The 13140-nt window shown below is 70.9% G+C and carries 12 protein-coding genes; 8 read left to right on the forward strand and 4 right to left on the reverse strand.

Going from position 1 to position 13140, the window contains the following annotated elements; all coding sequences use genetic code 11:
• Positions 1-3 precede the first annotated feature (3 nt).
• Both GGQ54_RS16390 and GGQ54_RS16395 read left to right on the forward strand, forming a co-directional pair.
• Positions 4-810, forward strand: a complete 807-nt coding sequence (locus GGQ54_RS16390; RefSeq protein WP_179446316.1) for a 6-phosphogluconolactonase — start codon at positions 4-6, stop codon at positions 808-810.
• Entirely contained in the window at positions 807-1763 is a 957-nt protein-coding gene (locus tag GGQ54_RS16395; protein ID WP_179446317.1) for an ROK family protein, read from the forward strand. Before GGQ54_RS16390 ends, GGQ54_RS16395 begins: the two co-directional genes overlap by 4 nt.
• On the opposite strand, the gene GGQ54_RS16400 is transcribed toward GGQ54_RS16395, so the two are convergent.
• Both GGQ54_RS16400 and GGQ54_RS16405 read right to left on the reverse strand, forming a co-directional pair.
• Positions 1750-2145 (reverse strand): PPOX class F420-dependent oxidoreductase, encoded by a 396-nt coding sequence (locus GGQ54_RS16400; protein ID WP_179446318.1) that lies wholly within the window; start codon positions 2143-2145, stop codon positions 1750-1752. The genes GGQ54_RS16395 and GGQ54_RS16400 overlap by 14 nt on opposite strands.
• A gap of 88 nt (positions 2146-2233) precedes the next feature.
• Positions 2234-3736 carry a peptide MFS transporter gene (locus tag GGQ54_RS16405; RefSeq protein WP_179446319.1) on the reverse strand — a complete coding sequence of 501 codons (1503 nt, stop codon included), beginning with the start codon at positions 3734-3736 and terminating at the stop codon, positions 2234-2236.
• A gap of 289 nt (positions 3737-4025) precedes the next feature.
• On the opposite strand from GGQ54_RS16405, the gene erm reads away from it, so the two are divergent.
• The 5 genes from erm (at position 4026) to GGQ54_RS16430 (ending at position 10254) form a co-directional block, all read left to right on the forward strand.
• Positions 4026-4829 (forward strand): 23S ribosomal RNA methyltransferase Erm, encoded by an 804-nt coding sequence (gene erm / locus GGQ54_RS16410; RefSeq protein WP_179446320.1) that lies wholly within the window; start codon positions 4026-4028, stop codon positions 4827-4829.
• A 94-nt stretch (positions 4830-4923) separates the two neighbouring features.
• The gene (locus GGQ54_RS16415) at positions 4924-5406 is read left to right on the forward strand and encodes a hypothetical protein (RefSeq protein WP_179446321.1); all 483 of its coding nucleotides are present in this window, start codon (positions 4924-4926) and stop codon (positions 5404-5406) included.
• A gap of 116 nt (positions 5407-5522) precedes the next feature.
• Entirely contained in the window at positions 5523-6815 is a 1293-nt protein-coding gene (locus GGQ54_RS16420; protein WP_246292671.1) for an MFS transporter, read from the forward strand.
• A 31-nt stretch (positions 6816-6846) separates the two neighbouring features.
• The gene (locus tag GGQ54_RS16425; protein WP_179446322.1) at positions 6847-8247 is read left to right on the forward strand and encodes an FAD-dependent oxidoreductase; all 1401 of its coding nucleotides are present in this window, start codon (positions 6847-6849) and stop codon (positions 8245-8247) included.
• A gap of 105 nt (positions 8248-8352) precedes the next feature.
• A complete protein-coding gene (locus GGQ54_RS16430) occupies positions 8353-10254 on the forward strand; it encodes a glycosyltransferase (protein ID WP_179446323.1) in 1902 nt (633 codons plus the stop codon).
• A 9-nt stretch (positions 10255-10263) separates the two neighbouring features.
• On the opposite strand, the gene glf is transcribed toward GGQ54_RS16430, so the two are convergent.
• The gene (gene glf, locus GGQ54_RS16435) at positions 10264-11433 is read right to left on the reverse strand and encodes a UDP-galactopyranose mutase (RefSeq protein ID WP_179446324.1); all 1170 of its coding nucleotides are present in this window, start codon (positions 11431-11433) and stop codon (positions 10264-10266) included.
• A 161-nt stretch (positions 11434-11594) separates the two neighbouring features.
• Between glf and GGQ54_RS16440 the strand changes: the two genes are divergently transcribed.
• A complete protein-coding gene (locus tag GGQ54_RS16440) occupies positions 11595-12890 on the forward strand; it encodes a UDP-glucose dehydrogenase family protein (RefSeq protein WP_179446325.1) in 1296 nt (431 codons plus the stop codon).
• Here the strand turns inward: GGQ54_RS16440 and GGQ54_RS16445 are convergent.
• The coding region (locus GGQ54_RS16445) for a glycosyltransferase (RefSeq protein ID WP_179446326.1) at positions 12866-13140 on the reverse strand (275 nt) is incomplete at its 5' end. The two genes, GGQ54_RS16440 and GGQ54_RS16445, sit on opposite strands and share 25 nt — an antisense overlap.

The raw sequence follows: 13140 nt of genomic DNA on the forward strand, positions 1-13140 counted from the left end.
TCGATGCCGCAGATCCAGATCGGTCCCGACGCCGCCGCGGTCGGCGCGGCCGTTGCCGGCCGGATCGTCGACGACCTGACAACGGCCCTGCGCGGCGGTCGGAGATTCGTGCTCGGCTGCCCCGGCGGTCGGACACCGGTCAGCACCTATCACGCCCTGGCCGCGCTGGCCGCCGCGCGCGAGCTGGACCTGTCCGGCCTCGTGATCGCGATGATGGACGACTACGTCGTGCCCGATGGGACAAGCTGGCGCAATGTGGACGGCGACGCGCACTACTCGTGCCGGCGGTTCGCCCGGGTGGAGATCCAGGGCGTACTCAATCGAGTGCTGCCCACGGATCGCTGGGTGCGCGACGAGCATGTCTGGTTCCCCGATCCCAAGGACCCCGCAGCCTACGAGGAGCGCATCGCGGATGCGGGTGGCATCGACTGCTTCCTGCTGGCCAGCGGCGCCGGCGACGGGCACGTCGCGTTCAATCCCCCGGGCTCACCGGTCGACTCGCTCACCCGGATCGTGCGGCTCGGCGAGCAGACGCGGCGCGACAACCTGGCCACATTTCCCGGTTTCGGCGGCCTGGACGACGTGCCGACGCACGGCGTCACGATCGGCATCGGCACGATCGTGCGGCATTCCGCGAGCGCCCCGATGATCCTCCTCGGTGCCGACAAGCGACACGCCTACACCCGGCTGACCACCGGGGAGGGCTACGACCCCGAATGGCCGGCCACCGTCTATCGGCTGGTCCCGCCGGCCATGCTGTACGCCGACCGCGCCGCCGCAGGCGAATCCCCGGACCGCGAGCAGCGATGACGGCGACCGTGTTGTCGCTCGATGTCGGCGGCACCAAGACGCTGGCGGCCGGCGTCGCCGCGGACGGTCGGGTCGTTCGCGAGTGGACCGAGGCGACCGGGCCGGGCGCGGCCGACGGCGATCAGGTCGCCTGGGTGATCGACTTCGCGGCCCGGGCCGCCGCGGATCTCGGCCGGCTCGGCCACCCCCCGCTCTGCGTTGCGGCCGGATTCCCGGAATATGTCGTCGACGGGCGTCTCACCTCCCACGAGGTGCTGGACTGGGCGGTCCAGCCCCACGACGCCTACCTCGCCCGCGATCCCGGGGCGGCTGAGCGGCCGCTGGTGATCGATTCCGATGTCCGACTCGGGGCGCTGGGTGAGGCCCGCTTCGGGGCCGGTGCCGGATTCGCATCGTTCCTCTACGTGTCGCTAGGCACCGGATTGTCCTCGGCCCTGGTCATCGACGACCGGATCTGGGCCGGTGCCCGCGGCGAGGCAATCGGCTTCGGCGAGTTTCCCCTGGCCGTACCCGCGGATTCCGCGGACCGGGCCACCCTGGAGACCTATTCCTCGGGGAGCGCCGTGCAGGCCCGCTACGCCGAACGGACCGGTCGCCGCGCCGACGGGCGCGCGATCGCCGCCGCCGCCCGCGCCGGTGACGCGGCGGCGCTCGACGTGCTGAGCAGCGCCGGGACGGCGCTCGGCGAAGGGATCGCGGCGCTGGTTGCCGTGTTGGACCCGCACGCGGTGGTCCTCGGCGGCGGGCTCGGGACCGCCGACACCCCGCTGCGTACCGCCGCGACCGAGGCCTACCTGCGGCGGTCCGGACGCCGCACCGGGGCAGCCGCCCTGGTCCCCGCCCGCTGCGGACATCGCTCGGGCATGCTCGGCGGGGCGGTCGCGGCGTTCCGGGCGATCGGGCAGGACCTTCGTGGCGCCGCTGCGGGACCGCCGCCCGCTACTGACCGATGACCTTGTCGATGCTCATCTGCAATACGATCCGATCGGCCGCATCCGGGGGCGGCGTGGTGCTGGGATTGCCGTACCGGTTCTGCAGCTCGACGTAGTAGGCGCCGGTGGGGTCGGGATCGACCCCGACCAGCCGCCCGCGTACCTCGATGTAGGAGAACGGGTTGTCGGGATCGAGCAGCATCAGCGACATCGCCGGGTTGGCCTGCAGATTGCGGTACTTCGCCCGGCCGGGGATGTGGGTGAACCTGATCGTGTCCCCGCCGTCCCAGCCGAACCACATCGGGTTCACCTGCGGGGTGCCGTCGGGGCGCGTCGTCCCGAGCGAGGCATAGATCGGCTGTTCCAGCAGTCGCCGCTGGTGGTCTGTCAGTTCGGTTGCCATGGTCGAGAATCTGCCACATGGGCCCGCCCGGCGATGCGGTGATTCCCGTCGGGCCGAATCCCGACGCGATCATGAAGTCGGTCGCGGTTCAGCGCACGTCGATCATCATCTTGTTGATCCAGCGCGACAGCAGGGCGACCAGCACCCCGACCGCGATCGACGCGCCGCCGATGATCAGGAAATACGGTCGCTCGCTCGACTCGGTGTAGAAGCCGCCGAGCGCACCCGCACCGGCCGAGCCGACCGCGATGGACAAGAAGAACAGCGCGATCATCTGGGTGTGGAATGCCCGCGGGGCGAGCTTGGTGGCGAGCGACTGGCCGACCGGTGACAGACACAGCTCGGCGAAGGTGAACAGCAACAGGATCAGCACGATCGCATACAGCGGGGTGCTGTTGGGGCCGCCGCCGGACCACGGGAGAAAGGCCAGGAAGGCCACGCCCATGATCACGGTTCCCAGGGCGAACTTCATCGGGGCGGACGGCTGGCGGCTGCCGAGCCTGGTCCACAGCGTCGCGAACACACCGGCGAAGATGATCACGAACAATGGGTTGATCGAATTGACCAGCGACGGGGGAAGCTCGACCCCGAACAGGTTGCGGTCAAGGCGCTGGTCGGCATAGATCGCGACCACGCCGAACTGTTGCTGGAACAGCGACCAGAACACCGCGCTGGCGATGAACATCGGAACGAACGCAATCACCCGGCTACGCTCGGTCGAGGTGATCTCGGAGCTGGTCAGGATCACGGCGAACATCACCACCGCGGCCACCAGGGTCAGGCCGACAACGATGGCCGAGAGTCGCTCGGCGCGGAGCACCCCGGTCGCGGCGAGGACCGCGATCAGTGCGATTGCCCCGACCAGGATGATCAACAGGCGCGCCCGCTGCGCGGCGGGCAGCGGATTCGGCGCGGGCCGGCCGACGACGCTGATCGTGCGGCGCCGCATCAGCAGGTACTGCACCAGCCCGACCGCCATACCGATCGCGGCCAGCCCGAAGCCCCAGTGGAAGCCCCGCCAGCCCCACAGCGCGCTGGTCAGCAACGGACCGATCAGCGCGCCGAGGTTCACGCCCATGTAGTAGATCGAGAACGCCGCATCGCGCGTGGTGTCACCAGGGGCGTACATGTCCCCGAGCACCGAGCTGGTCGTCGTCTTCAGGGTGCCGGAGCCGAGCGCGATCGCGACCAGGCCGACCCCGAGACCGGCGACACCGGGCAGCACGGCCAGGGAGATGTGACCGATCATGATCACCACGCAGGCGGTGAGCACCGCGCGCTCGGCGCCGATCAGGCGGTCCGCCACCCAGGCGCCGACGATCGAGGACAGGTAGACCAGGCCGCCGTAGGCACCGACGATCGAGGTGGCCGCCGCTTCCGGCAGCCCCAGGCCGCCCTCGCTCACCGAGTAGTAGATGTAGAACGCGAGGATCGCCTGCATACCGTAGAAGCTGAACCGCTCCCACATCTCCACGCCGGCCAGGTTGGCCAGCCCCCACGGATGTCCGAAGAAGGTGCGCTCCGCGGCGGGGACCACGGTGCGGGAATCCGCGGCTGCGTCGGTCGGGTTCGTCGGGGGGCGAGATGACATGGCTCCACTCCTACTCCCGCGGTCGTGGCGGGCACAAGTCGCGGGCCGCCGCGCGCCGGGCGCGGAAAACCGTTCGACCGCCACGCGTGCTGGGCCTACGGTGGCCCCATGTCGACCTGTGCCCTCGCTGTCGGAGTTGCCGTGCGTCTGCGCCGCCGCTGACGGCGGAGTGTTCGGTGCCGCGCGCCGCGCGGCGTACCTGTTGATCGCGTTCCGCCGTCCTCCGGTCCCTGGCCGGGCGGCGATCTTGTGCTGCCCGGCTGTCCGAATCGACAGCGGAGCACCACCCATGGCACGCAAGAATCCGTCATCTCGCTCGACCCGGCCCAGGCGCGCCGGATCCGCGGGCGGCCCACACGAACTCGGCCAGAACCTTCTCATCGACCGCGCGGTCATCGGTCGGATGGTCGAGCTGGTGGCACCGACCGACGGCCCGATCACCGAGATCGGCCCGGGCGACGGCGCCCTGACCGCACCACTCGCGCGTCTCGGCCGCCCACTCACCGCCGTCGAGATCGACGACCGGTACGCGAGGAGGCTGCGGTCCCGGCTGCCCGGGGTTCGCGTGATCACCGGGGACTTCCTCGACCACCGGCTCGCGCCGGGGCCGCAGGTGCTGGTCGGCAACCTGCCGTTCCACCAGACCACGGCGATGCTGCGTCGGGTGCTGCAGGCACCCGGTTGGACCCGGGCGGTCCTGCTCCTGCAGTGGGAGGTCGCGCGCCGGCGAGCGGGCATCGGCGGATCCACCCTGATGACGGCGCAATGGCTGCCCTGGTTCGACTTCCGGCTGGATCGCCGGGTGCCGTCGCGCGCGTTCGAACCGCGCCCGGGCGTCGACGGAGCCATCCTGATCATCGAGCGGCGCAGTCCGCCGCTGTTGCCGGCGGGTGAGCGAGGCGCCTATCGCGAGCTGGTGCGGCGGGTGTTCACCGGACCCGGCGCCCGCCTGCCCGCCATCCTGCGACGGGCCGGCTGCTTCTCCTCCACCCGCGCCGCGGCCGGTTGGCTCGGCCGGTCCGGGATCGCCGACAGCGCACTGCCTCGCGACCTGACCGTCGAGGACTGGGTCGCGCTGTACCGCCGGACGTGACGATCAACCCCCGAAACGTCAACCCCGAACGGCGAACTCGAAACGGTACGAATTATCGCTGGCATACGCGGCTCACGAAGCGCAGACTCGTGACATGCAGTGGTGGCAGTTCGGCGTGCTCGTGGCATGCGGTATCGCGGTCGGCGGTATCGCGGTGGCGGTCGTGGCCGGTGCGCTGGGGGCGCGCAGGCGGCGCGCGGCCCCGCAGCCGATGTTGGACCCGCGGGATGTGAGTGAACTGAGCGAGCGGTTCGCGGCCATTGCCGCCGATCACGCGCCCGTCCGGGCCGCGGCGATCGACGCGCGGCTGCGGGTCCTGCGGAGCCGCCGCGTACCGGTTCGCGCCGTGCTGCCGGCCCAGCGTGCCGGCACCGCGCGGGTCCGCTTCGCCGACGGCACGGTGGTGCTCGTCGGCGCGACCTGCCGCCGAGACCTGTTCAGCTTGGCCTGCGGGGTCGACCGCGATGTCAGTCTCGCCTCGTGGCGCAGCGCCCCCGACCGCACCACCGTGCACTTCGTCTGGCGCGCCGGCGGCTCCGCCGATGTGATCGCCCTCGGGCTGGACCAGGCCGACTGAGCGCGAGGCGAGGTTCGCCGCCGCGGATCCGGCGGCGTACCATGGTCGCCAGCACAGGGTTCTGGGCGTGTCGGATGGGTGGGACGGCACGCCGCTGATCGAACCCGGAGGCATCAGTGTCCCAGTCCACCGCCCCGACCGGCCTCATCGCGGGCTATCGGGAACTCTTCGGCCAGTCGGGCTGGCCGTTCGTGGTGATCGCCGCGATCGCGCGCCTGCCCCTGGCCATGGCCCAACTCGGCACCCTGCTGCTGGTCGCCGGCGCGACGGGCTCCTACGGCGCGGGGGGCGTGAGCGCCGGCGTGCTCGCGGTCTGCAACGCCGTCGTGGCGCCGCTGATCGGTGCGCTCACCGATCGGATCGGCCAGCGCTGGGTGCTCCTGATCAGTTCGGTCGCGGCGGCCGCGGCGCTGCTCGGGCTGGTCGCCGGCGCCGCTGCCGGGCTGCCGTGGCCCGCGCTGGCCGCGCTGGCGGGTCTGTCGGGCATCGCGCTCCCCCAGGTCGGCTCGCTCGCCAGGGTGCGCTGGCCGCTGATGATCAACGCTGCGACTCCGGCCGCCGGCGAGCGCCGACGCCGACTGGAGACCGCGTTCTCCTACGAGGGCACGGCCGACGAAGCATCGTTCATGCTGGGGCCGGCCCTGGTCGGACTGGGTGCTGCGCTGATCTCGCCGGCGGGAGCCCTGGTCGCCGCGGCAGTCATGATCATCGTGTTCGGTTCGGCCTTCGCGCTCCATCCGAGCGCCGCGCTCACCCGGCCCGAGGCCCACGCCCCGGCGACCACCCCGGGCGGCCCGGTGCTGACCCGGGCCCTGGCGCTGCTGCTGGTCGCGATGCTGCTGATGGGAACGATCTTCGGTTCGGTACAGACCGGCAACTCGGTGCTCGCCACGCAGGCCGGCCAACCCGGACTGGCCGGCGGGCTGCACGCACTGCTCGGTGTCGGCAGCGTGATCGCCGGCTTCTCGCTGCCGGCTCTCCCCCCGCGATTCGGGCTGGTCGGGCGCTATCTCGCGTTCGCCGCCGCCATGGTCGTCCTGACGTTGCCGTTGCTCGTCGTCGGATCGATCGACCAACTGCCCGTGCTGCTCGTCCTCCTCGGCCTGACGGTGGCGCCGTACATGATCACTGTGTTCACGCTCGCCGAACGGGTCGCGGACCGCCGGCGGCTCGGCACCGTGATGACGGTGCTCGCCGGCACCATCGGTCTCGGGTACGCCATCGGCTCCACCGCGGCCGGACAGTTGGCCGATCTCGGCGGTCACCGGCTGGCCTACGCCGTCACCTGCGCCGGGGCCGCCTGTGCGCTCGTGCTGGCGGTGTTCGGCCGGCGCCTGCTCGACGCCCGCCTGGCCACTCGCCCGGCGGCCGCAACCGCGTCGGTGGCGCCGCTCACGCCCGGGGGGTGACCTCCCCGGCGCGGTCGGCGATACTGCGCCCATGGGAAGCCCGGGAGGCGGCGCCGCGGACCGGCCGCGCCGGATCGCGATCGTCGGCGCCGGACCGTCCGGGATCTATGCCGCCGAGGCGCTGGCCCAGCAGGCCGAGACGCCCGTCGAGGTGACGGTCCTGGACCGACTGCCGACCCCGTTCGGGCTGGTCCGCTACGGCGTCGCCCCCGACCATCCGAGCATCCGCTCGATCCGCAACACCCTGGAACGCACGCTTGACTCCCCGGCGGTCAGCTTCGTCGGCAACGTGGAGATCGGCCGCGACCTGACCATCGACGAGCTGCGCCGCCACGTCGATGCCGTGATCTATGCCTACGGCGCCGCCACCAGTCGGCTGCTGGACATCCCCGGTCATGAGCTGCCCGGTGCGATCGGCGCGGCCGATCTGGTGGCCTGGTACTGCGGGCACCCCGACGTGCATCCCGGGGAGGCGTCCGCGACCGATCGGGCGAGCCTGCCCAGCCTGGTGGAGACCACCCGCCGCGCGGTGATCATCGGTGCCGGCAATGTGGCGCTCGACGTCGCCCGGATCCTGATCAAGGACGGGGCGGATCTCACCACCACCGACATGGCCGACCCCGTGCTCGCCTCACTGGCCCGCAAGGACGTCGAGGAGGTGCACCTGGTGCACCGGCGCGGCCCCGGCGAGACCTCGTTCACGACCAAGGAGGTACGCGAGCTCGGCGGCCTGCCCGACGTCGAGATCGCCTTCCATCCCGACCCGCTCGACCTGCCGGCGGTCCTCGATCGGGTACGCGCGTCGGACAAGGTCGCCGCCCGCAATGTCACCGAGTTCCTCGCCTGGCAGGCCAAGCGCCCGGGCGCCGCCCGCAAGCGGGTGCACCTGCACTTCTGGACCGTCCCGGTCGCGCTGCTCGGTTCCGATCGCGTGACGGGGGTACGCCTGGCCACCGCCCCGCCGGGCGGCGTACCCGCCGAGCACGAGGTGGCCGCGGACCTGTTCGTGACCTCGATCGGCTATCTCGGCCAACCGCTGCCGGGCGTACCGTTCGACGACGAGACCGGCCGGGTGCCCCAGGTCGACGGGCGGGTGCTGCGCGACGGCGCCTTCTCCCCCGGCGAGTACGTCGCCGGCTGGATCAAGCGCGGGCCCACCGGCGTGATCGGCACCAACAAGCACGACGCCGTGGAGACCGTCGGTGCGCTGCTGCACGACCTCGCCGAGGACGACCCGCCCGCGCCGCCCGATCCCCGCCCGCTGACCGCGCTGCTGGCCGACAAGGGCCTGCACCCGCTGGACATGGCGGCCTGGCACCGGATCGATGCCACGGAGGCCGCGCTCGGCCAGGCCCAGGGCCGCGACCGGGCGACCATCGCCGCCCGCGCCGACTTGATTGCCGCCGCGGACGAGGACGCGCCGCCCGGCTGAGTGGCCCTCGGGGCCGCAATGTGATGGGCTGTGAGCCGGAGCCGAGCACGCTCGACGCCACTGCCGCCCCCGTCCGATCGCGAACCAGGAGCCCCACCGGCCGCCATGACTACCACCATCCAGCACGTCGTCTTTCCCCAGGACAACGACCCGGACATCCTTCCCCTCTATGCCGATCCGGAGACCTGGACCCGCATCGGTCCCCAGGACGTCCGCGTGTCCGCCCTGGCCCACATGGACAACGTGTTGTCGCGGAGCAGCGCGCGGGTGCCGGCCGGGCGACGGGTGTCGTATGCCAGCTACTTCAATGCCTTTCCCGCGGCGTACTGGCAGCGCTGGACCACGATCGACAAGATCACGCTGGGGGTGACGACCTCCGGCGACGGCACCGTGCTGGTCTACCGCTCCAACGCCGCCGGCAACGCCCAACGCGTCGACTCCGCGATGGTCTCCGGCGAGCAGACCTCGGAGTTCGAGCTGGCGGTCACCAACTTCGGCGACGGCGGCTGGTACTGGTTCGAGATCGTCGCGAACGACGACGACGTGATCCTGCGCGGCGGCGAGTGGACCACCGAGCGGGAGCCCCGGGTCGGCGGCAACGTCTCGCTCGGGATGACCACGGTCAACAAGCCCGACTACGCGGTACGCACGCTCGGCACGCTCGCGGCCGAGAAGGATCTGCGGCGCGAGATCGACAAGGTCTACGTCGTTGACCAGGGCACCAAGCTCGTCTCCGACGAGCCCGGCTTCGCCGAGGTCGCTGCCGATCTCGGCGACCAGCTCGGCCTGATCCGCCAGGACAACATCGGCGGTTCCGGCGGCTTCTCCCGCGGGATGGCCGAGACGATCAAGGCCGGCACCAGCGACTTCGTGATGCTGCTCGACGACGATGTCCAGGTCGAGCCGGAGGGCATCTTCCGGGCCCTGCAGTTCGCGCGGTACGCCCGCACGCCGACGATCGTCGGCGGCCACATGTTCGACCTGTTCGACAAGCCGGTGCTGCACGCGTTCGCCGAGGTCGTCGACATGAAGTACTTCTTGTGGCGGCCGCTGTTCGACGAGCAGATTCGGCACGACTTCCGCAAGACCAACCTGCGCCAGACGCCGTGGATGCACGCGCGGATGGACGCCGACTACAACGGCTGGTGGATGTGCCTGATCCCGGTCGAGGTGGTCAAGGACATCGGCTTGTCGCTGCCCGCCTTCATCAAGTGGGACGACTCGGAGTACGGGCTGCGGGCGCGCGAGGCCGGCTACCGCACCGTCTCGCTGCCCGGCGCCGCGCTGTGGCACGTGTCGTGGGTGGACAAGGACGACTCCCAGGACTGGCAGGCGTACTTCCATGCGCGCAACCGGATCGTCGCGGCGCTGCTGCACTCGCCGTTCAAGCACGGCGGGCGGCTGATGTCGAACAGCCGGCGGATCGATCTCAAGCACCTGCTGTCCATGCAGTACTACGCGGTCGCCGCCCGGCATCGGGCGCTGCGCGACATCTTGTCCGGGCCGGCGCACATGCACCCGACCCAGCGCGAGCGGCTGCCGGAGCTGCAGGCCGCGAAGGCCGACTTCCCCGAGACCCGGGTGATCTCGGGCACCGAGGAGGAGATGCCGCACGCCAACCGGGGCAAGAAGATCTATCCGCCGGTGATCGAGCAGCCCCCGCAGGGGCCGAGGCTGTGGGCGTTCGGTGCGCGCGGCACGATCCGGCACCTGCTCACCCGCCCGCGGCCGGAGAACGTCGAGCAGCCCGAGGTGGAGCTGGCGAAGAAGGACGCCGCGTGGTGGCGGGTCCCGTTCTTCGACAGCGCGCTGATCTCCACCGCCGACGGGCGCGGCAAGTCGGTCTACCGGCGCGACCAGGCCGAGTTCCGCAAGATGCTGGCCGAGAGCCTGCGGCTGCACCGGGAGCTGGAGCGGCGCTGGAACGAGCTGGCCGCCGAGTACCAGCGCGCGCTGCCCGAGATCACCTCGCTGGAGGCCTGGGAGCGCAGCTTCGCCGGCGAGTAGGAGCCGGGATTACTCGGCCGGCTGGCCGAAGATCGGGCGCAGCTTGTTGCGATACATCGACAGCGCGGAGCCGATGGCCATGTGCATGTCGAGGTACTTGTAGGTGCCGAGGCGGCCGCCGAACAGCACGTTCGGCTCCCCCTCGGTGAGCTCGCGGTATGCCTCGAGGCCGGCGCGGTCCTTCGGCGTGTTGACCGGGTAGTAGGGCTCGTCGGTGCGCGAGGCGAAGCGGGAGAACTCGCGCATGATCACCGACTTGTCGCTCGGGTAGCGATCGGCGCGCTCGGGGTGGAAGTGCTTGAACTCGTGGATCCGGGTGAACGGCACGTCCGCGTCGGCGTAGTTCATCACCGAGGTGCCCTGGAAGTCGCCGGTCGGCACGACCTCGCGCTCGAAGTCGAGGGTACGCCAGGACAGCTCGCCCTCGGCGTAGTCGAAGTAGCGGTCCACGGGCCCGGTGTAGACGACGGGCACGTTGCCGACGGTGGTCTGCTTGGCGACCTCCTGGCCGGCATCGAAGAAGTCGGTGGACAGGCGTACCTCGATGTTCGGGTGATCGGCCATCGCCTCCAGCCACGCCGTGTAGCCGTTGACCGGCAGGCCCTCCCAGGTGTCGTTGAAGTAGCGATTGTCGTAGTTGTAGCGGACCGGCAGCCGGGTGATGATCTCCGCCGGCAGCTCGGTCGGGTCGGTCTGCCACTGCTTGGCGGTGTAGTCGCGGATGAACGCCTCGTACAGCGGGCGGCCGATCAGCGAAATGCCCTTCTCCTCCAGGTTTGCCGCCGTCTTCGAGTCGAACTCGGCCGCCTGCTCGGCGATCAGCGCGCGCGCCTCGTCCGGCGAGTGGGCCGCGGAGAAGAACTGGTTCACTGTGCCGAGGTTGATCGGCAGCGGATACACCACGCCCTTGTGCCGGGTGTAGACGCGGTGGGTGTAGTCGGTGAACGCGGTGAACCGGTTCACGTAGTCCCACACCGTCTCGTTGGAGGTGTGGAACAGGTGGGCGCCGTAGCGGTGGATCTCGATCCCGGTCTCGGGGTCGTCCTCGCTGTAGGCATTGCCGCCGATGTGGTCGCGTCGGTCGATCACCAGCACCTTCAGCCCCAGCTCGGCGGCGGCGCGTTCGGCGATCGTCAGCCCGAAGAACCCGGACCCCACCACCACCAGATCGGCATTCATCCTCGTCCACTCCCACTCTTTGTCGGCCAGAACCGCGGCGAGTCTAACCGTGACGCGCCCGCGCGCCCGAACCGGCGGTTTCCGTGTCGGGCGGTCGGTTCGCGTATCGTGGCCGGGGCCGCCGACCGGCGGTGGTGCGGACGCAGGAGGATCTGGCACAGATGAAGATGTCGGTTATTGGGTGCGGGTACCTCGGTGCCGTGCATGCGGCGGCGATGGCATCCCTCGGACACGAGGTCGTCGGGGTGGATGTCGATCCGGCCAAGATCGAGGCGCTGGCGGCCGGCCAGGCGCCGTTCTTCGAGCCCGGATTGCCCGAGCTGCTGACCGAGAACCACGACAGCGGCAAGCTGCGCTTCACCACCGACATCGCCGAGGTTGCCGAGTGCGATGTGCACTTCGTCGCGGTCGGTACGCCGCAGCGCCGCGGCGGGCACAGCGCCGACCTGACCTATGTCAATGCGGCCGTGGAGTCGCTGCTGCCCCACCTCAAGCCGGGCGCGCTCGTGGTCGGCAAGTCGACCGTGCCGGTCGGCACCGCCGAGCGGCTGGCCGAGCGGATCGAGCCGACGGGCGCCGAGCTGGCCTGGAATCCCGAGTTCCTGCGGGAGGGTTTCGCGGTCAAGGACACGATCGAGCCCGACCGGATCGTCTACGGCGTCCGCAGCGACCGCGCGCGGCAGATCCTCGACGACGTGTACCGCACCGCGGTGGATGCGGGTACGCCGGTCGTGGTCACCGACTATGCGACCGCCGAGCTGGTGAAGACCGCCGCCAACGCCTTCCTCGCCACCAAGATCAGCTTCATCAACGCGATGGCCGAGATTGCCGAAGTGACCGGCGCCGATGTCACCAAGCTGGCCGACGCGATCGGCCACGACGCCCGGATCGGGCGCAAGTTCCTCAATGCCGGCGTCGGCTTCGGCGGTGGCTGCCTGCCGAAGGACATCCGGGCCTTCCGAGCCCGGGCCGAGGAGCTCGGGCGCGGCGAGTCGCTGGCCTTCCTCAAGGAGATCGACGAGATCAACCTGCGCCGCCGGCAGCGGGTGGTGGACCTGGCGACCGAGCTGTTGGGCGGCTCGGTCTATGAGAAGCGGATCGCGGTGCTCGGCCTTGCGTTCAAGCCGAACAGCGACGACATCCGCGACTCGCCGGCCCTCGACGTCGCCGTGATGCTGAACGGGCTCGGTGCCGAGGTCCTCGCCTTCGATCCCGAGGCCGTGGAGAATGCGCGGCGCGCGCATCCGCAGCTCGTCTATGCCGAGTCCGCCGAGGCGGCGCTGAAGGACGCGCAGGCGGTGGTGCTGGTCACCGAGTGGTCGGAGTTCCGCGAGCTGGACCCGGCGGCGACGGCCGGCCTGGTCGCCCAGCGCCTGGTGATCGACGGCCGCAATGTCCTCGATCCGGCCGCCTGGCAGGGCGCCGGCTGGACCTACGCGGGCCTCGGCCGCCCCTGACGCGGGCCGCGGTCACCGAGGAAGGTCCGCAGAACCGCGCGCGCCATCGCGGGCCAGTCATTGTCCCGGGTGAATTCGCGCGTACCGGCGCTCCGCGTCGCGCAATCCTCGGGAGTCATGGTGCGAATCGTGTCGGCCAGCGCCTCGGGATCGTCCACCGGCACGACCCAGCCGGTCGACTCGTCGACCACATCGATCAGGCCGGGCACATCGGTCGCGATCACCGGCGTGCCGTGGTGGTACGCCGAGG

The sequence above is a fragment of the Naumannella cuiyingiana genome (assembly GCF_013408305.1).
In the GTDB taxonomy this organism is placed as follows: domain Bacteria; phylum Actinomycetota; class Actinomycetes; order Propionibacteriales; family Propionibacteriaceae; genus Naumannella; species Naumannella cuiyingiana.

What these genes read in the sequence shown, in the direction of transcription:
- GGQ54_RS16390 (WP_179446316.1), top strand. Translation starts at nt 4, where the DNA reads ATGCCGCAGATCCAGATCGGTCCCGACGCCGCCGCGGTCGGCGCGGCC.
- GGQ54_RS16395 (WP_179446317.1), top strand. Translation starts at nt 807, where the DNA reads ATGACGGCGACCGTGTTGTCGCTCGATGTCGGCGGCACCAAGACGCTG.
- GGQ54_RS16400 (WP_179446318.1), bottom strand. Translation starts at nt 2,145, where the DNA reads ATGGCAACCGAACTGACAGACCACCAGCGGCGACTGCTGGAACAGCCG.
- GGQ54_RS16405 (WP_179446319.1), bottom strand. Translation starts at nt 3,736, where the DNA reads ATGTCATCTCGCCCCCCGACGAACCCGACCGACGCAGCCGCGGATTCC.
- erm (WP_179446320.1), top strand. Translation starts at nt 4,026, where the DNA reads ATGGCACGCAAGAATCCGTCATCTCGCTCGACCCGGCCCAGGCGCGCC.
- GGQ54_RS16415 (WP_179446321.1), top strand. Translation starts at nt 4,924, where the DNA reads ATGCAGTGGTGGCAGTTCGGCGTGCTCGTGGCATGCGGTATCGCGGTC.
- GGQ54_RS16425 (WP_179446322.1), top strand. Translation starts at nt 6,847, where the DNA reads ATGGGAAGCCCGGGAGGCGGCGCCGCGGACCGGCCGCGCCGGATCGCG.
- GGQ54_RS16430 (WP_179446323.1), top strand. Translation starts at nt 8,353, where the DNA reads ATGACTACCACCATCCAGCACGTCGTCTTTCCCCAGGACAACGACCCG.
- glf (WP_179446324.1), bottom strand. Translation starts at nt 11,433, where the DNA reads ATGAATGCCGATCTGGTGGTGGTGGGGTCCGGGTTCTTCGGGCTGACG.
- GGQ54_RS16440 (WP_179446325.1), top strand. Translation starts at nt 11,595, where the DNA reads ATGAAGATGTCGGTTATTGGGTGCGGGTACCTCGGTGCCGTGCATGCG.